Annotated in this window: 16 protein-coding genes; 7 read left to right on the top strand and 9 right to left on the bottom strand. The window is 72.8% G+C overall.

The window, feature by feature from the left end; genetic code table 11:
• Positions 1-47: 47 nt before the first annotated feature.
• The gene (gene mycP / locus ACQP26_RS02050; protein WP_433494776.1) at positions 48-1,262 is read left to right on the top strand and encodes a type VII secretion-associated serine protease mycosin; all 1,215 of its coding nucleotides are present in this window, start codon (positions 48-50) and stop codon (positions 1,260-1,262) included.
• A gap of 51 nt (positions 1,263-1,313) precedes the next feature.
• Here mycP and ACQP26_RS02045 read toward each other — a convergent pair whose 3' ends face one another.
• Positions 1,314-1,607, bottom strand: a complete 294-nt coding sequence (locus tag ACQP26_RS02045) for a WXG100 family type VII secretion target (RefSeq protein ID WP_269702805.1) — start codon at positions 1,605-1,607, stop codon at positions 1,314-1,316.
• Between the two features lie 20 nt (positions 1,608-1,627).
• Positions 1,628-1,945 (bottom strand): WXG100 family type VII secretion target, encoded by a 318-nt coding sequence (locus ACQP26_RS02040; protein WP_269702807.1) that lies wholly within the window; start codon positions 1,943-1,945, stop codon positions 1,628-1,630.
• Between the two features lie 244 nt (positions 1,946-2,189).
• Between ACQP26_RS02040 and eccE the strand changes: the two genes are divergently transcribed.
• The 4 genes from eccE to rarD all read left to right on the top strand — a co-directional run bounded on the left by eccE (position 2,190) and on the right by rarD (position 5,961).
• Positions 2,190-3,992 (top strand): type VII secretion protein EccE, encoded by a 1,803-nt coding sequence (gene eccE / locus ACQP26_RS02035; protein ID WP_433494775.1) that lies wholly within the window; start codon positions 2,190-2,192, stop codon positions 3,990-3,992.
• Positions 3,993-4,059: 67 nt separating this feature from the next.
• On the top strand, positions 4,060-4,446 hold the full coding sequence (locus tag ACQP26_RS02030) for a phage holin family protein (protein WP_433494774.1): 387 nt from the start codon (positions 4,060-4,062) through the stop codon (positions 4,444-4,446).
• 97 nt (positions 4,447-4,543) lie between these two features.
• Positions 4,544-5,032, top strand: a complete 489-nt coding sequence (locus ACQP26_RS02025; protein ID WP_281579247.1) for a GNAT family N-acetyltransferase — start codon at positions 4,544-4,546, stop codon at positions 5,030-5,032.
• A complete protein-coding gene (rarD, locus tag ACQP26_RS02020; protein ID WP_433494773.1) occupies positions 5,029-5,961 on the top strand; it encodes an EamA family transporter RarD in 933 nt (310 codons plus the stop codon). Before ACQP26_RS02025 ends, rarD begins: the two co-directional genes overlap by 4 nt.
• 99 nt (positions 5,962-6,060) lie before the next feature.
• Here the strand turns inward: rarD and ACQP26_RS02015 are convergent, their stop codons facing one another.
• Both ACQP26_RS02015 and ACQP26_RS02010 read right to left on the bottom strand, forming a co-directional pair.
• Positions 6,061-6,750 (bottom strand): anti-sigma factor family protein, encoded by a 690-nt coding sequence (locus tag ACQP26_RS02015; RefSeq protein ID WP_269702815.1) that lies wholly within the window; start codon positions 6,748-6,750, stop codon positions 6,061-6,063.
• Entirely contained in the window at positions 6,747-7,241 is a 495-nt protein-coding gene (locus tag ACQP26_RS02010) for a sigma-70 family RNA polymerase sigma factor (RefSeq protein ID WP_030274508.1), read from the bottom strand. The genes ACQP26_RS02015 and ACQP26_RS02010 overlap by 4 nt, the downstream gene beginning before the upstream one ends.
• Before the next feature lie 246 nt (positions 7,242-7,487).
• Between ACQP26_RS02010 and ACQP26_RS02005 the strand changes: the two genes are divergently transcribed.
• Positions 7,488-9,605 (top strand): PhoX family protein, encoded by a 2,118-nt coding sequence (locus ACQP26_RS02005; protein ID WP_433494772.1) that lies wholly within the window; start codon positions 7,488-7,490, stop codon positions 9,603-9,605.
• Between the two features lie 73 nt (positions 9,606-9,678).
• On the opposite strand, the gene ACQP26_RS02000 is transcribed toward ACQP26_RS02005, so the two are convergent.
• Entirely contained in the window at positions 9,679-10,461 is a 783-nt protein-coding gene (locus ACQP26_RS02000; protein ID WP_269702819.1) for an IclR family transcriptional regulator, read from the bottom strand.
• Positions 10,462-10,614: 153 nt separating this feature from the next.
• On the opposite strand from ACQP26_RS02000, the gene ACQP26_RS01995 reads away from it, so the two are divergent.
• On the top strand, positions 10,615-11,823 hold the full coding sequence (locus ACQP26_RS01995; protein WP_433494771.1) for an MFS transporter: 1,209 nt from the start codon (positions 10,615-10,617) through the stop codon (positions 11,821-11,823).
• Positions 11,824-11,917: 94 nt separating this feature from the next.
• Here ACQP26_RS01995 and ACQP26_RS01990 read toward each other — a convergent pair whose 3' ends face one another.
• From ACQP26_RS01990 to nuoL, 4 genes are all read right to left on the bottom strand, one after another.
• Positions 11,918-12,958, bottom strand: a complete 1,041-nt coding sequence (locus ACQP26_RS01990; RefSeq protein ID WP_433494770.1) for a polyprenyl synthetase family protein — start codon at positions 12,956-12,958, stop codon at positions 11,918-11,920.
• A gap of 86 nt (positions 12,959-13,044) precedes the next feature.
• The gene (gene nuoN / locus ACQP26_RS01985) at positions 13,045-14,598 is read right to left on the bottom strand and encodes an NADH-quinone oxidoreductase subunit NuoN (RefSeq protein WP_269702825.1); all 1,554 of its coding nucleotides are present in this window, start codon (positions 14,596-14,598) and stop codon (positions 13,045-13,047) included.
• The gene (locus ACQP26_RS01980) at positions 14,595-16,127 is read right to left on the bottom strand and encodes an NADH-quinone oxidoreductase subunit M (RefSeq protein ID WP_120572072.1); all 1,533 of its coding nucleotides are present in this window, start codon (positions 16,125-16,127) and stop codon (positions 14,595-14,597) included. The genes nuoN and ACQP26_RS01980 overlap by 4 nt, the downstream gene beginning before the upstream one ends.
• A 64-nt stretch (positions 16,128-16,191) precedes the next feature.
• The gene (gene nuoL / locus ACQP26_RS01975; protein WP_433494769.1) at positions 16,192-18,153 is read right to left on the bottom strand and encodes an NADH-quinone oxidoreductase subunit L; all 1,962 of its coding nucleotides are present in this window, start codon (positions 18,151-18,153) and stop codon (positions 16,192-16,194) included.
• Positions 18,154-18,159 lie beyond the last annotated feature (6 nt).

The following is an 18,159-nucleotide window of genomic DNA, read 5'->3' as shown; positions in this document are numbered from 1 at the left end:
AGGCGCTAACATCCCGTTCCGGAGCCGACACGTTACGGAGGTCATCGATGCCTCGGCCAGTCGCGTACCCCGCCGTGGCCGCCCTGGCGACGCTCCTCGTCACCGCATCGCCGGCCGCACCGGCGGCGGCCCGCGCGCCGGCCGGCTGCGCCAACCCGCCCGCGCCGGCCCGGACGGTGGCGGACCAGCCGTGGCCGCAGCAGCGGTACGCACCGGACCGGCTCACCCCGCTCGCGACCGGCGCCGGAGTGGTGGTCGCGGTGGTCGACTCCGGAGTGGACAGATCCCATCCGCAGCTCGCGGGCCGCGTACTCGACGGCTCCGACTTCCTCGACCGGGGCGGGGACGGCACCCGGGACTGCGCCGGGCACGGCACCGGGGTGGCGAGCATCATCGCCGCCGCCCCGCAGCCCGGCGTCGCGTTCCGCGGCCTCGCGCCGGACGCGCGCATCCTGCCGGTACGGGTGAGCGAACAGCAGGTGGTCGAGGGGCGGGAGTCGGGGCGTACGGTCGACGCGGCCGGATTCGCCCGCGCCATCCGCTGGGCCGTGGACCACGACGCCGACGTGCTCAACCTCTCGGTCGTGCTGTACGCGGACGACCCGGCGGTACGCGCCGCCGTCGCCTACGCGGTGCGCCGGGACGTGGTGGTCGTGGCCGCAGCCGGGAACCTGCACGACAACGGTGATCCCCGGCCCTACCCGGCGGCGTACGACGGGGTGCTCGGCGTCGGGGCGATCGGGCGGGACGGGACACGCTCGGCGTTCTCGCAGACCGGCGCCTACGTGGACGTGGTCGCCCCCGGCAGCGAGGTGCTGATGGCGGCGCCCCGGGCGGGACACCAGCGGGCCGAGGGGACCAGCTACGCCACCCCGTTCGTGGCCGGCACGGCGGCGTTGCTGCGTCAGTACCGGCCCCGGCTGAGCGCGGACGAGGTGACCGCGCGGATCGTGGCCGCCGCCGACCCGGCACCGGGGCGGGACGCGGGCTACGGCGCGGGGGTGCTGAACCCGTACCGGGCGGTGACCGAGTCGGCCGGTGCGGCGGATGCCCGTACCCGCCCGGGTGCGGTGCTTCCCGCCGACCGGCCGGGGCCGGCCGCGCTGGCCCGGCAGTCCCGCCGGGAGACGGCTCGGGACCGGGCGCTGCTGGCGGCGGCCGTGGCGGGCGGGGCGGTGGCGCTCGTGGCGGCACTCGCCCTGGTGCTGCCGCGCGGAGCACGCAGGCGGTGGCAGGCGGCCGCGACGGACGCTCCGAGATGACCGGCGCCATCGCACGGCCCGGGTCAGCTGCCCGGGCCGTGCGGCGTCGCTTCACTGGAACAGGTTGGCGTTGCGCTTCTCGGTGTCCAGGTAGTCGGTCGCGGAGTCCTCCACCGCGAGCTTGATGTCGCGCAGCATCGCCTGGAGGTCCTGCGAGGCGGCCCGCCACCGGGACTGCCGCACCTCGTACGCCTCGCGGGCCTCGCCGTTCCAGCCCGCCACCAGCGGGGCGGCGTCGCGTTCGAGCTGACCGAGCTGGCTCTCCAGGGTGGACAGCGCCCGTTGGATGTCGGCGCCCGCCTGTTGCAGGGCGGCGAAGTTGACGACCAGCACACCGTGCTCCATGGGTTCGATCCTTCCGGTTGTCAGAGCGGCAGCTGGATGCCGCGGTTGGTGCCCGCCACCCGGCCGGCGGCCTCGGTGTCGGAGGCGTCGTACTGGCGGCCGGCCGTGCGGATCGCGGTGGCGGTCTCGCGCAGCGCTCGTTGCAGGGCGGCCTGGTCCTGTGCCCACTGCTGCTTGACCTGCGCGAACGAGCGCCCACCGGCGCCGCGCCAGGCCTGCTGCAACACCTCCAGCTCGGCCATCAGGCCGCTGAGCATGGTCTGGAGCGACTGATCGACCTGCTCGAACTTCGCGGCGGTCTGCTGCATCACCGCGGCTTCTGCCTGGGTCTGGGACATCCCGGACGTCACCTCGTCTCCTCGGTCGTGGCTGGCCACCGAGTGACCACCGTGGACTCGTCGGTGGGCGCCCGGGGCCGGTGGAGGGGAAGCCTGGCGGCGGCGGACACGCGACTCGACGATTTCGTCGCTGACGGTAGCCGTCCGACTCCGGTTCTGCTACCCCTTCGGGCTCCCCTGTGGACAACTCGCCCACTACGATGAGCCACGACTACGTCACGCGGAGGCCCGGCGAGGAGGTGCGGTGACCGCGAGCACGTCCGAGCGGCCCGCGTCCGTTCCGGTCCGCACACCACAGTGGACGACCCGCCCGGCCGCGCGGCTGCGCGCCGGCCAGATCGTGGCGACCCAGGTCGCGGTCGCTGTGCTGATCGCGACCGCCGGGCGGGGGGTCGTACCGACAGCCGTCGCGCTGCTGTCGGCGGCCCTGCTGCTGCCGGCCGCGTGGGTCCGGGTGCACGGCCGGTGGCTGCACGAGTGGCTCGTCGTCGCCGCGGCGTACCTGACCAGGCGGCGCGCCCTGCCGGCGGCGGCCGATCCGGCGGCGCTGCTGGAGCTGCTCCGGCCGGGCTCGGTGGTCGGCGCGACGGAGGCGTCCGGCGGTGCGGCCGTGCTGCACGACGCCGCCGGCCTGACCGCGCTGCTGGAACTGGGTGACCCGGACGACCTGCTCGGCGACCACGCGCCCGAGCTGCCCGCGCCGTTCGACCTGCTTCCCCCGGCCGCCCCGGACGCCCCCGCGATCCGGTTGCAGCTGGTGTTCTCGTCGTCGCCCGCACCCGCGCCGTCGGTCGCGGGCGGCCCGGCCGGTACGTCGTACCGCCAGCTCACCGACGGCCGGGTCGCCGGGCGGACCCGCGTGGTGCTGGCCGTCCAGGTGCTGCGCGCCGACGGCTGGCCGGACGAGGACCTGTTGCGGGCCCTGTCCGGCACTCTGCGGCGGCTCGTCCGCCGGCTCGACCCGCTCACCGCCCGGCCGCTGGGCGGTGACGCGGCACCGCGGGTGATCGCCGAGCTGGCCCATCACGAGCCGGGTGCCCCGGTCCGGGAGACCTGGCCGCTGCTCACAGTGGGTGGTTTGGCGCAGGCCACCTGGCGACTGCGCCGATGGCCCGATCCGCGCGGCGAGGCCGCCCGAGGGCTGCTGGGACGGCTGCTCGCCCTCCCGGCCACCGCCACCACCGTCGCGCTGACTGTCGGTCCGCGCATCGGCCCGGCACCGGTTCCGGCCGAGCTGGCGGTACGGGTCGCGGCGGGCAGCGCGGCCGAGCTGTCGACCGCGGAACGCACGCTGCGCCGGGTCGCCGGTGACGTCGGCGGCGAGCTGCGCCGGCTCGACGGTGAGCACCTGGCCGGGTTGGCCGCCACGCTGCCACTGGCGGTGACCGGCGGCGCCGCGCCCCCGGCCGGGTCGCCCCCGCCCGTGCTGGATCTGCCCTCGGCCGCCGCCGGCCTGATGGTGGGCGCGAACCGGCACGGCGCGGCGCTCACCGTCCGGCTGTTCCGGCCGGCCACGACCCGGGTGCTGCTGGTCGGCGGCGTGCCCGCGGCGCAACTGCTCGTGCTGCGGGCGCTGGCGCTCGGCGCGCGCGTGGTGGTGCAGACCGGCCGTCCCCGGTTCTGGGAGCCGTTCGTGCGGGGTGTCGGGACGGTCGGCGGCGGCGTACCGCTGATCCCGCCGGGCCGTCCGATCGGTGGCGCGCCCGGCTCGCCGCTGTGCCCGCTGCTGGTGGTGGTGGACGCCGGCCCGGTGCCGCCGGAGGCCGGACCGGCCGCCGCCTGGCAGTCGGTGCTGGTCGTACGCGACGAGCTGACCCCGGCCGACACGCAGGCGCTGGCCCGCGCCGACCTGGCGATCCTCCAGCCGCTCGACCCGGACGAGGCCGCGCTGGCGGGCGCGGCGCTGGGCCTGGGCGGCTCCGCGGAGTGGCTGACCCGGATCCGCGACGACATGGTGGCGGTGGTCAACCGGCGGGCCCTGCGCTGGGCGCTGCTCTCGCCCACACCTGTCGAGTCGCAACTGGTCGGTCGCCCGGCCCGCCACTGACGAGCCGCACCGCCGCGTACCAGGTCGAGCCTTCCGCTGGTGGTACGGCCGTGGCACGATCCCGGCCATGGATTTCCTGAAGGGTCTTCTGATTCGCGTGGGCTCGACGGCGGTGGCGTTCTGGCTCGCCACCCTGCTCATCCCCGGCATCTCGCTCGACTCCGACTCGGCCACCGAGACGGTGATCACGCTGGTGCTCGTCGCGGTCATCTTCGGCGTGGTGAACGCGGCGCTCCAGCCGATCATCAAGACCGTGGGGTGCGGCTTCTACCTGCTCACCCTCGGCCTGATCGCGCTCGTGGTGAACGGCCTGCTGTTCCTGCTCACCAGCTGGATCGCCGGTGAGGCCGGACTGCCGTTCCACGTGGACGGGTTCTGGCCGGAGGCGGTGCTGGGCGCGCTGTTCGTCGGCATCGTCACCTGGATCCTCGGCGCCGTCCTCGACCGCGACTGACGCCACGGTCCCGGCCGGGCGCGACGGCGACCGGCCGGGGCCACCAGGAGGGAATTGGCTGGCGGGAGGGCCGGGCGGCGGTACTAGCCTCGGCCTGGTGTTCATCCTGACCCGCGCGGACGGCTACGAGATCAGCACCGACCCGGACCGGATCGACCTGGACCGGGTCCACGCCTGGCTCTCCACCGACGCGTACTGGGCGCTGGGGCGGGAGCGGGAGACGGTGGCGCGCGCGTTCGCCGGCTCGGTCGGCTTCGGCGTCTACCGGCCGGATGACGGGCGGCAGGTGGCTGTCGCCCGGGTGGTCACCGACGGGGCCACGTTCGCCTGGCTCTGCGACGTGTACGTGGACCCGGCCGAGCGGGGTCGCGGGCTGGGCACCTGGCTGGCCGGGGCGGTTCGCGACCACCTCGCCGAGCTGGGCGTACGCCGGATTCTGCTCGCCACGCTCGACGCGCACGGGGTCTACGCGAAGATCGGCTTCCGCCCGGTCGCGGCGGATCGGTGGATGGAGCTGGACCAGCGGGTGACGCCGGTCACCGATAAGGATCAGGACAGTGATCCACCACTTACGGTGGAGCGGTGAACCAGCTCCGGCTCGGCTACCTGTACGGCGTCGGCGCGTACCTGATCTGGGGTTTCTTCCCGATCTATTTGAAGCTGCTGCGCCCGGCCGGGCCGGTAGAGATCCTCGCGCACCGGATCCTCTGGTCGGTGGCGTTCGTGGCGTTGCTGCTGGCCGCCACGCGGCACGCCGGCTTCCTGCGCAAGCTGGCCCGGCGGCCCCGGGCGCTCGCCGGCATCGGGCTCGCCGCCGCGCTGATCGCCGTCAACTGGGGTACGTACATCTACGGCGTCAACTCCGACCGGGTGGTCGAGACGGCACTCGGCTACTTCATCAACCCGCTGGTGTCGGTGCTGTTCGGCGTGCTGGTGCTGCGGGAACGGCTGCGCCGGGCCCAGTGGGCGGCGCTCGGCGTCGGCGCGCTCGCGGTCGCCGTACTCACCGTCGACTACGGCCGCCTGCCCTGGCTGGCGCTCACGCTGGCGTTCAGCTTCGCCGGGTACGGGCTGGTCAAGAAGCAGCTCGCACTGCCCGCCACGGAGGGGCTGTTCGTCGAGTCGGCGGTGCTGGCGCTGCCCGCGCTGGCGTACCTGGGGTGGCTGTCGACGCGCGGCGACTCGACGTTCGGGCACGTCTCGGCCGGGCACACCGCGCTGCTGGTGCTGGCGGGTGCCGCCACCGCGATCCCGCTGCTGCTGTTCGCCGGTGCGGCGAACCGGCTGCCGCTGTCCACTGTCGGCATGTTGCAGTACCTCGCGCCGATCCTCCAGCTCGGCTGCGGCGTGCTGATCTTCCACGAGCCGATGCCACCGGCCCGGCTGGCCGGCTTCGCCCTGGTCTGGCTCGCGCTGGTGGTCTTCACCGCCGACGCCCTGCGCCACTCCCACCGCACCCGCGTAGCCGCCCGCACCTCAGCCACCCCGACCCCTGCCCCCACCCCGTCGCGCTGATCTTGCACTTCCCGCCCCGGCGAAACGGGTGATAACACCCGCGCCGAGGGCCGAAAGTGCAAGATCAACGGGGAGAGGACGGGCGGGCGGCGGGCGGGCTCAACGGAGGTCGTAGGCCAGGACGGGGGAGTTTGTTCCTCGGAGCAGCTCCAGGCGGACCAGTTCACCCTTGGTGAAGCGGGTGACGCCGGAGAAGCGCAGGTCGTCGCCGGGGGCGGCGAGCCAGGAGCCGATCTGCTCAGTCGCGCCGTCCGGGCCGTGCGCCACCAGGCGGAACGTGTACGCCTCCCGATGCCCGGCCCGCCTGTCGTACCCGCAGTGCATGGTGACCTCTGTGCCCCACGGCGTCTCGGTCAGCCCCACCTCGGCGTGCACCGGCACCGTGCCGGCCACCGGCCGCATGGAGGCCAGCGCCACCGGCGGCTTGGACGGTTCGGCGGGCGGCTGCACGAGCCCCACGCCGACACCGGCGATCACCGCGAGCGCGGCGGCGGCGAGCGCGGTCAGCGCGTACCGTCGGCGGGAGCGGGACCGGTCGCGGCGCTTGCGCTCGCGCGCGGCGTCGAGCAGCGCGGGCACCCGCGACGTCTCCGGCCCGACCTCCAGGAACTGCTCCAGCCCGGCCGGGTCGAGCCGGCCCAGGAGGCCGGGCAGCACGGCGATCTCGGCCACCGCCTCCCGGCACTGCGCGCACCCGGCCAGGTGCCGCTCGTAGGCGACGCGCTCCGCCGGAGCGAGGGCGCCGAGCACGTAAGCCCCGTCGTCGTGCGCGAACTCGCAGCGTGTCACCCGGTCACCCCCATCTCGGCCAGCGCCAACCGTAGTGAGCGCAGCGCGTAGTGGGTACGCGACTTCACCGTTCCCGGTGGTACGCCCAGCCGCGCCGCCGCCTCCGCCACCGAACGCCCCTGGTAGAAGCACTCGACGAGCACTTCCCGATGGGTCGGGCTGAGCCGGTTGAGCGCCTCGGCGACGGTCCACGCCTCCACCGCGCGCTCGGTCTCGTCGACCGTCTCCGCGGTCTCGGGCAGCTCGTCGGTGTACACCTCGCCGACACGGGCCGAGCGCCGCCGCCAGGCGTCGATGGCGAGGTTCCGTGCGGTGGTGAACAGCCAGGCGCGTACCGAGCCGCGTCGCGGGTCCAGCGACTCGGGGTGCCGCCAGGCGCGCAGCAGCGTCTCCTGCACCAGGTCCTCGGCCCGGGGCCGATCGCCGTTGACGAGCCGCAGGGCGTGCGCGTACAGCGCGTCGGCATGCTCGTCGTGCAGCGCGCGCAGCAGCTGGGCGTCGTGGTCACTGATGGCGGTACCTCGCTTCCGGCGGCGGGGAAACCGGCGATGCGTTCGCCCTTCCATACGTGCCGTGACGCCGAACGGTTCATCCGCAGGTCAGCGCGGAGCTGTTCACGTCCGGTTCAGATCCGGGCCGATCGCCGCTCACCGTGCCCTGGCAGCGTCCGGCGGGTGAGCGCGCGGGCCTCCTCGTCCGTGCGCATTCCCCCACGTCCGATCAGGAGGCTCCACCCCATGAGCGACCGGCCTCGCCTGCTTCCGCTGCTGGGCGGCACCCGCCACGGCAGCCGCGACGCGATGACCTGTCTGTACCGGTGCGGCAACGCGTGCGACCACCCGGTGCCGAACCCGACCGACAACCCGTACTTCGGGGACGTGGTCGGCACCGAGATCTCCCGGCGCGGCGTGGTCCGGGCCGGCGCGGTCGGCGCGCTGGTGCTCGGCTTCGGCGGCGCCGCCGCGGGCGCGCTCGCCGGCGCGGCACCGGCCGTCGCGGCGCCCGCCGCACCGCCCGCGCCCGGCGGCGGCCCGGTGCCTCCCGCCGATCCGGGCAACGGCAAGCTGACGTTCAAGCCGATCCCGCCGAACAAGCTCGACACCCTCGTCGTCCCGAACGGGTACGACCACTCCGTGGTGATCCGCTGGGGCGACGAGGTCGTGCCCGGTGCGCCCGCGTTCAGCCTGGGCCGGCAGACCGCCGCCGCCCAGTCCCAGCAGTTCGGCTACAACAACGACTTCGTCGGGGTGCTGCCGATCGACCGTCGGCGCGCGCTGCTCGTGGTGAACCACGAGTACACGAACGAGGATCTGATGTTCCCCGGCTTCACCGGCCAGGACGCGCTGACCGTCGAGCAGGTGCGGGTGGCGATGGCCGCGCACGGCATGTCCGTGGTCGAGCTGGAGCGGGTGGAGAACACCGGGCAGTGGCGGCCGGTACGGCGTGGCCGGCGCGAGTACAACCGGCGGGTCACGGCGCTGGCCACGAAGTTCGAGCTGACCGGCCCGGCGGCCGGCTCGGCCTGGCTGCGTACCGCCGCCGACCCGAAGGGCCGGACGGTGATCGGCACGCTGAACAACTGCGCCGGTGGCGTGACCCCGTGGGGCACCGTGCTCTCCGGCGAGGAGAACTTCAACCAGTACTTCGTCGGCGGCGACGGCGTGCCGGAGGAGCAGAAGCCGAAGCTGACCCGGTACGGCATCCCGACCGACGTGCGCTACCCGAGCGGCAGCCGCAAGTGGGAGCGGGCGGACGAGCGTTTCGACCTGGCCCGGCACCCCAACGAGGCGAACCGGTTCGGCTGGATCGTCGAGATCGATCCGTTCGACCCGCAGGCCAAGCCGCGCAAGCACACCGCGCTGGGCCGGTTCAAGCACGAGGGCGCGAACGTGATCGTGGCGCGCAACGGCCGCGTGGTCGCGTACATGGGCGACGACGAGCGTTTCGACTACCTCTACAAGTTCGTCTCGGACAAGAAGTTCATGCCGGGGAAGTCGTCGGTGGCCCGACGGCACAACCTGACGCTGCTGGAGTCGGGCACGCTCTACGTCGCGAAGATCGAGGGCGACAGCCCGGCCGCCGAGATCGACGGTTCCGGCACGCTCCCGGCCGACGGCGGGTTCGGCGGCCGGGGCCGCTGGATCAAGCTGGTCAGCGGCAACCGCTCGTACGTCGACGGCATGACCGCCGCCGACGTGCTCACCTTCACCCGGCTCGCCGGTGACAAGGTCGGCGCGACCAAGATGGACCGTCCCGAGGACGTCGAGCCGAGCCTGCTCACCGGCAAGGTCTACGTGGCGCTGACGAACAACAGCGACCGCGGCAAGGCCGGCAAGGCGCCCGCCGACGAGGCGAACCCGCGCAACAGCAACCGGCACGGGCAGATCCTGGAGCTGGTCGAGGACCGCGGCGACAACACCGCGGAGACCTTCGCCTGGTCGCTGCCGATCGTCTGCGGCGACCCGGCTGACGCCTCGACCTACTTCGCCGGGTACGACAAGACCAAGGTCTCGCCGATCTCCTGCCCGGACAACGTCGCCTTCGACGCCACCGGCAACCTGTGGATCTCGACCGACGGCAACGCGCTGGGCAGCAACGACGGCCTGTTCGCCACTGCCGTCGAGGGTCCGGAGCGGGGCCACCTGAAGCAGTTCCTCACCGTGCCGCTCGGCGCGGAGACCTGCGGCCCGTTCATCACCGGCGACAACCGCTCGGTGTTCGTCGCGGTGCAGCACCCGGGCGAGGTCACCGGCGCGTCGGTGGAGAACCCCGCCTCCACCTGGCCGGACGGCGACTTCGCCAAGCCCGGCGTGGTGGTCACCTGGCGCCTCGACGGCGGCCCGGTCGGCAGCTGACCCACCCCGGGGGCGGTCCGGCGCCGGCCCGCCCCGCGAGGGGCCGCCGACCCACCAGGTCGGCGGCCCTTCGTCAGTTCTCGGAGGCGATCCCGTCGGCGATGGCGCGCGCGGCGGTGAGCAGTTTCGCGCGGACCACCCGGGCCGAGGTCATCATCTCGCCGGCCGGCAGCGCGCACGCCAGCACCACCCGGCGCTCCATGTCCTTGTCCGGGGCGACGAGCACCGCCGCGCACGCCACGCCCTGCCGGAACTGCCCGAGTTCCAGCTGCATCCCGCGCCGGTCACCGGCGGCGAGGTCCGCCTCGAACGCCTCGACGGTGGTGAGGGTGGCGGTGGTGAACGGGCGCATGCCGTACTCGCGCAGGTAGCGGAAGCGCTGTTCGGTGGTGAGCGTGGCGAGCAGGCTCTTGCCCAGCGCGGTGGCGTGCGCGCCCTCGTCGAAGCCCGGCACCAGGTCTTCCAGGTAGGGCGAGCGCGGCCCTTCGGCGGACGCGGTCACCGCCACCTGTCCGCCGACGAAACGGCCGAGGTAGTGGCTCCAGCCGGTGTCCGACGCCGCGCGGCGCAGCGCCTCGCCCACCGCCGGCGGTCCCCGGAACGCGGTGACCAGCTCGCGGTAGCGGTCGGCCACCTCCAGCCCCACGATGTACGTCCCGTCCTCGCGCCGTATCACGTAGCCCTCGTACGCGAGCGTGCGCACGAGGTGGTACGTGGTGGCCACTGTCAACTCGCAGCGCCGGGCGATCTGCTTCACGGTGAGCCCTCTCGGCGCACGGCCGACCGACTCGAGCACTCGAAGCGCGCGGGACACGCTTCGGATCAGGTCCGAAGGTTCCGCCAGGGGGTCGCGCACAACCACCTCCGCCGCCGGGGACTTACACCATATGAAAAACCGGCCGAGTGCGAAATGCCTGTTCGGATGGAGGATGCCAGAAGACCGGACACACACAGTGTGCCGACGGACACGATGAGCAGCCAAAACGTTCCGGCGTAAGGTGTGCTCGCGATGACCGAAACTGTTTCGCGAACCGACGCGCCGACGGCCCGACACGCCGTCTCCGTGGGCGCCGGCGCCACCCTCACCACGATCGTGTGCGTCCTGCCCGTCTTCCTGGTCGGCGGTCTCGCCGTGCAACTCGCGGACGAACTCCGCTTCAGCCCGGCCGGGCTGGGCCTGGCCGTCTCGATCTACTTCGGCGTGAGCGCGCTCGCCTCGGTGCCCTCCGGCGCCCTGGTCGAGCGCTTCGGCCCGGCACCGGTCGCCCGGGCCGCCATCCTGCTCTCCGCCGCCTCGTTGCTCGCCGTGGCCGGGCTCGCCCGGTCGTACCCGGTCCTGGTGGCGCTGCTGGCCCTCAGCGCCGCCGCCAACGCCCTCGGGCAGCTCGCCAGCAACGCCGCGCTCGCCGAGCACGTACCCGCCCACCGGCAGGGCCTCTCGTTCGGCGTGAAGCAGGCCGCCGTACCGGCCGCCACGCTGCTGGCCGGTCTGGCCGTCCCCACGGTCGCGCTCACCGCCGGCTGGCGCTGGGCCTTCGTGGCGGCCGCCGCAGCCGCGCTGGCCGCACTGCCGGCCGTACCGAGGGCCGGACGGGACCGGCGGGCCCGGACCGCCTCCGGCCGCCGCAACGGCGGTACCGGCCCGCTCGTGGTGATCGGGCTGGCCGCGACGCTCGCCGCCGCGGCGGCCAACGCCCTCGGTACGTTCCTGGTCGACTCGTCGGCGGCGCGAGGGCTCTCTCCCGGCCTGGCCGGCCTGACGCTGACGCTGGGCAGCGTGGTGTGTGTGCTCGCCCGGGTGGGCCTCGGCTGGCTGGCCGACCGGCGCACCGGCGGGCACGTCGGGCTGATCGCCGGGATGCTGCTGACCGGCTCGGTGGGCCTGATCCTGCTCGCGGTGACCGGCTCGGTGCCGCTGATCGCGGGCGTGGTGCTCGGCTTCGGTCTCGGCTGGGCCTGGCCGGGGCTGATGAACTTCGCCGTGGTCCGGCTCCACCCGCAGGCCCCGGCTGCCGCCACCTCGATCACCCAGACCGGCGTGTACGCGGGCGGCTGCCTGGGACCGCTCGGCCTGGGCGCGCTGGCCGACGCGTCCGGTTACCCGGCGATGTGGCTGACGGCTGCCGCAGCGATGCTCCTGGCCGCCCTCCTGATGCTGCTGGGCGCCCGCCTCCTCCGCCCCACCCCGCCCGGCCCGGCCCAGCTGCGTCGATCATGAAGTTGGCGGCGCGACACGCCGTCCCGGAGCCCGTCAACTTCATGATCGACGGAGCGCCAGGGCGGCAGGTGGGGTGCGGGGAGGGGTGGGCCGGTCAGCTGGTGCGGTCGGCGATGTAGTCGCAGAGCGACTCCAGCGCGCGACGCGCCGGGCCCTCGGGAAGCGGGGCCAGCCGGGCCCGGGCGTCCTCGGCGTAGCTGCGCACCGTCTCCCGGGCTCGCTTGAGCGCCGGGGACTCCCGCAGCAGGCCGAGCGCCTCGGCGTGCAGCGCGTCGTCCACCAGCGGGCCGGTGGCCAGGATCTCGCGCAGCCGTACGCTCGCCGCGTCCGCGTCGTCCGAGGCCATCGCGTAGAGCACCGGCAGGGTCGGCACACCCTCGCGCAGGTCGGTGCCGGGCGTCTTGCCGGACTGTTCCGACTCGCTGGCGATGTCCAGCAGGTCGTCGGAGAGCTGGAACGCGACACCGATGATCTCGCCGTACTCGGCCAGGGCCTCGACGTGCGCGGGCGCCGCGCCGCTGAACATGCCGCCGAAGCGGGCCGAGGTCGCGATGAGCGAGCCGGTCTTCTCGGCGACGACGTGCAGGTAGTGCGCGACCGGGTCGGTGTCACGCGGGCCGACCGTCTCGGCGATCTGGCCGTGCACCAGCCGGGCGAACGTGCGCGCCTGCAGGCGTACGGCCTCGGGGCCCAGGTCGGCGGCGATGTCGGCGGCGCGGGCGAAGAGGTAGTCGCCGACCAGGATGGCGACGGAGTTGGTCCAGCGGGAGTTGGCGCTCGGCGCGCCACGCCGCACGGCGGCCTCGTCCATCACGTCGTCGTGGTACAGCGTCGCCAGGTGGGTGAGTTCCATCACCACGGCGGCGGGGACGACCTGGTCGGCGTCCGGGGCACCGAACTGGGCGCCCAGCGCCACCAGCAGCGGACGGAACCGCTTGCCGCCGGCCTCGACCAGGTGCCGGGACGCCTCGGTCACCAGCGGGTCGGCGCTGGCCACGCTCGCCCTCAGGCTCACCTCGACCCGGTCGAGCACGCCCAGCACGGAGGCTTCGACGCGCGGGTCGGCGAGGTGCAGGCCGAGCGCGCCGAACTGACCTGAACGCTCGCCAGCCGGGTTCGCCACGTCCTCAACCATGCCACACCCGTTCGACCTGCTCGTCGAGGGGGATACGCCGGGGGCCGGCACGCCACGGCGTACCGGCCCCGGTGGGATCACCTCTGTCATCTGACGAATTCGGCGGCACCGGTCGTCAGGTCGAGCAGCGGACCGGGCACCACGCCGAGGACCAGCGTGGCGAGCACGCCGATGACCAGCGCGGCCGAGGTGAGCGCCCCCGGCACGGTCACCGTCGGGGTGGACTCGCCCGGCTCGGAGAGCCACATCATCACCACGACCCGCAGGTACGGGAAGGCCAGCACCATGCTGGTCAGCACGCCCGCGATCACCAGCCACGCCTGGTTCGCCTCCAGGGCCGGGCCGAAGACCGCGAACTTGCTGGTGAAGCCGCTGGTCAGCGGGATGCCGGCGAAGGCCAGCAGGATGAACGTGAAGATCGCCGCGAAGAACGGCGAGCGGCGGCCCAGCCCGGCCCAGCGGGACAGGTGGGTGGCCTCCCCGTCGGCGTCGCGCACCAGCGTCACCACGGCGAACGCGGCGAGCACCGAGAAGCCGTACGCGGCCAGGTAGAACATGGTGCCGGAGAGCCCTTCACGGCTCGGGGACAGCACACCGACGAGCAGGTAACCGGCGTTCGCGATCGACGAGTACGCCAGCAGGCGCTTGATGTCGGTCTGGGTGACCGCCAGCACCGCGCCGACCAGCATGGTCAGCACCGCGATCGCGCCGAGCACCGGGGTGAAGTCCCAGGAGGCCCCGGCGAACGCGACGTGGAAGACGCGCAGCAGCGCGCCGAACGCGGCGACCTTGGTGCAGGCCGCCATGAAGCCGGTCACCGGGGTCGGCGCGCCCTGGTAGACGTCCGGCGTCCAGACGTGGAACGGCGCGGCGGCGGCCTTGAACAGCAGGCCGATGGCGAGCAGCGCCATGCCGGCGAACAGCAGCACCGGGCTGGCCGGCGACTCGGTGACCGCGGCGTGCACGGTGGCGAAGTCGACGCCGGCCGTGCGACCCGGGATCCCGGAGGTGAAGCCGTAGATCAGGGCGACACCGAACAGGAAGAACGCCGAGGCGTACGCGCCGAGCATGAAGTACTTCAGCGCCGCCTCCTGGCTCAGCAGACGCCGGCGGCGGGCCAGCGCGCAGAGCAGGTAGAGCGGCAGCGAGAAGACCTCCAGCGCGACGAACATGGTCAGCAGGTCGTTCGCCGCCACGAAGATCAGCATGCCGCCGATCGCGAACGACATCAGCGGGTAGACCTCGGTGGCGCCACCGACGCCCTCGGCCTGCCGGCGGTCCTCCGCCGACTCGGCGGTGACCGCGGCGTGCGCCACGAACGCGCCGCCCCGCTCCACGGTGCGCTCGCCGACGAGCAGCAGCGCCATCACCGCGAGCACCAGGATGGCGCCCTGCAGGAACAGGGTGGGGCCGTCGATCGCGATGGCGCCGCCGATGGTGATCAGCCGGTCGTCGGAGTTCAGGATCACCATGACGATCGCGGCGAGCATCGCCACCAGGGCGAGCCCGAGTTGCACCGCGTTACGCAGGCGGCGCGGCACGAACGCCTCGACCAGGACCCCGAGGAGCGCCGCGCCCAGCATGATCAGGATCGGAGCGAGCGCCGCGTAGTCGATCGACGGCAGCTTGAGCTCGGTCATTTTGCGGCCTCCTGGACGCTGCCGACCTCAGGGGCGGGGTCGGACTTGCCGACGTCCTGCATGGTCGCCTGGACGGCGGGGTTGATGACGTCGGTGACCGGCTTCGGATAGAAGCCGAGCAGCACGATCAGCGCGATCAGCGGCGCGACGACCACCTTCTCGCGCAGGGTGAGGTCGCGGCGCATGCCCTCGACCTCGGTCAGCGCCGGGTTCAGCGTGCCCTGCGTGGTGCGCTGCACCATCCACAGCACGTACGCCGCCGCCAGGATGATGCCCAGCGTGGCGATCACCGCGACCGGCTTGTTGACGGTGAACGTGCCGATCAGCACCAGGAACTCGGAGACGAACGGCGCGGTACCGGGTAGCGCCAGCGAGGCGAGACCGGCGAAGAAGAGCACACCGGCGAGCACCGGCACGAGCTTGCCCGCGCCGCCGAAGTCGCTGATCAGCGCCGAGCCGCGCCGGGCGATCAGCATGCCGACCACCAGGAACAGCAGGCCGGTGGCCAGGCCGTGGTTGAGCATGTAGAGCACCGCGCCGGTGCCGGCCTGGGTGGTGAACGCGAAGATGCCGACGCCGATGAACCCGAAGTGCGCGATCGAGGTGTACGACACCAGGCGCTTCAGGTCGTTCTGGCCGACCGCCAGCAGCGCGGCGTAGATGATGCCGATGACGCCGAGCGCCAGCGCCCACGGCGCGAACCAGCGCGACGCCTCCGGGAACAGCGGGAGGCAGTAGCGCAGGATGCCGAACGTGCCGACCTTGTCCAGCACGCCGACCAGCAGCGCGGCGGCACCGGCCGGGGCCGCCCCACCGGCGTCCGGCAGCCAGGTGTGGAACGGGAAGAACGGCGCCTTGATCGCGAAGGCGACGAAGAAGCCGAGGAACAGCCAGCGGGCCGTGTCGGTGGCGAACTCCGCCTGGCTCAGCGCCTGCCAGTCGAAGGTCTTCCCGCCGACCACCCAGAGGCCGATCACCGCGGCCAGCATGAACAGACCGCCGACCAGCGAGTAGAGGAAGAACTTCACCGCCGCGTACTGCCGCTGGTGGCCGCCGTAGCTGCCGATCAGGAAGTACATCGGCACCAGCATGACCTCGAAGAACACGTAGAACAGGAAGACGTCGGCGGCGGCGAAGACGCCGATCATCGTGCACTCGAGGACGAGCAGCAGCGCGAAGTACGCGGGCACCGAGCGCTTCGACGCCTCGGCGTCGTGCCAGGACGCCAGGATCACCAGCGGCACCAGGATCGCGATCAGCATCAGCATGACCAGCGCGATGCCGTCCACCTCGAAGGTGAAGCTCACGCCCCAGTTCGGGATCCACGGGTACGACTCGCGGAACTGGAACCGGTCACCACCGGCGGAGAAGGCGAACCACATCACCACCGAGAGCACCAGCACCAGCAGCGACCAGCCGAACGCCACCAGCTTGGCCAGGTCCGGACGGCTGCGGGGCAGCAGTGCCACCACCAGGGCGCCGACCAGCGGCGCCACGGTCAGCACCGAGAGGAACGGGAAGTTGGACATTATTCGGCCTTACCTCCGTCGTGACTGCGTGGCCCGCCGGCGGGGGCGGCCGCGTTGAGGTCGATCACGCCAACCACCCCGCCTGGACCGCGAGGAACGCCGCCACCACGAGCAGCGCGCCGGTCAGGATCGAGGTCGCGTACGACCGCACGAAGCCGGTCTGGAGCCGCCGGAGCCGGCCCGAGCCTCCGCCCACGGCGGCGGCCAGGCCGTTGACCAGCCCGTCCACGCCCCGGTTGTCGAGGAACACCAGCGCCCGGGTGAGGAAGATGCCCGGCTTCTCGAAGACCGCCTCGTTGAAGGCGTCCGTGTAGAGGTTCCGGCGGGCGGCGGTGACCACCACACCGGCCGGCTGCGGCTCGGTGGCCGTACCGGAGCGGAACAGGAACCAGGCCAGCCCGGCGCCCAGCACGGTGACCAGCAGCGACAGCGCGGTGAGCAGCCAGTGCGCCAGCACCGGCGCGTGCTCCCCGCTCTCGCCGCCGAGCCCGTTGGTGGCGGTGAGCCAGTCCGGCACGGAGGTGGCGAGCAGGAAGCCCGCGCCCACCGAGCCGATCGCCAGCAGGATCAGCGGGATGGTCATCAGCTTCGGCGACTCGTGCGGGTGCTCGATGTCCTCGGTCCAGCGCTTCGGGCCGTGGAAGGTGAGCACGAACAGCCGCGTCATGTAGAACGCGGTGAGCCCGGCGCCGAGCAGCGCGGCCATGCCGAACAGCCAGGCCGTCCAGCCCTCCCGCTCGAACGCGGCCACGATGATCGGCTCCTTGGAGAAGTAGCCGGAGAACGGGAACATGCCGATGATGGCGAGCCAGCCCATCATGAACGTCAGCCAGGTGACCTTCATGTACTTGGACAGCCCGCCGAAGCGGCGGATGTCCACCTGGTCGTTCATGCCGTGCATGACCGAGCCGGCGCCGAGGAACATGTTGGCCTTGAAGAAGCCGTGCGCCAGCAGGTGCACGATGGCCAGCGCGTACGCCGCGCCGCCGAGGCCGACGCCGAGGAACATGTAGCCGATCTGGCTCACCGTCGACCATGCCAGCACCCGCTTGATGTCGTCCTTGGCCGCGCCGATGATGCAGCCCATCAGCAGCGTGAGCGCGCCGACGCTGACCACCACGAGCTGGAGCGTCTCGTTGGCCGAGAAGATCGCGTTGGAGCGGGCGATCAGGTAGACGCCGGCGGTGACCATGGTGGCCGCGTGGATGAGCGCGGACACCGGGGTCGGGCCCTCCATCGCGTCCGGCAACCACGCCTGCAGCGGGAACTGGCCGGACTTGCCGGCCGCGCCGAGCAGGAGCAGCAGCCCGAGCACCAGCACGGTGGTCGAGGTCATCGAGCCGACCCCGTTGAACACCTCGTCGTACTGGGTGGTGCCGAGCATCGCGAACATGATGAAGATGCCGATGGCCAGGCCGGCGTCGCCGACCCGGTTCATCAGGAACGCCTTCTTGCCGGCGGTGGCCGCGCTGGGCCGGCCGTACCAGAAGGAGATCAGCAGGTACGACGCCAGACCGACGCCCTCCCAGCCGAAGTAGAGCATCACGTAGTTGTTGCCGAGCACCAGCAGCAGCATGGCGGCGACGAACAGGTTGAAGTACGCGAAGAACAGCCGCCGGCCCGCGTCGTGCGCCATGTACTCCACGGCGTAGAGGTGGATCAGGAAGCCCACCCCGGTGATCAGCAGGACGAAGACCGCGGCCAGCGGGTCGAAGAGCAGACCGAAGTCCACCCGCAGGTTGCCGACCGCCATGAAGTCCCAGAGGCTCAGCTCGACCTGCTTGTTCTCCAGGCCGCGGAGCTGGAAGAAGTAGGTGAGCCCGAGCACGAAGGCGGCGCCGATGGCGCCCACACCCAGCCAGTGGCCCCAGCGGTCGGCCCGCTTGCCGAGCAGCAGCAGGATCGCCGCGCTGACCAGCGGGATCGCCACCAGCAGCCAGACACTGCCCAGCATCCCGTCCGCCGTGGCGAAGGTGACGGCTTCGGCTGGCTCAGACTGGGCGATCGTCAGAATCTGTTCCACCACGAGCCC

It is taken from the genome of Micromonospora sp. CA-248089 (assembly GCF_050948515.1).
In the GTDB taxonomy this organism is placed as follows: domain Bacteria; phylum Actinomycetota; class Actinomycetes; order Mycobacteriales; family Micromonosporaceae; genus Micromonospora.
The sequence above is the reverse complement of the archived record's forward strand: the minus strand, read 5'-3'. Positions and strand labels throughout refer to the sequence as shown.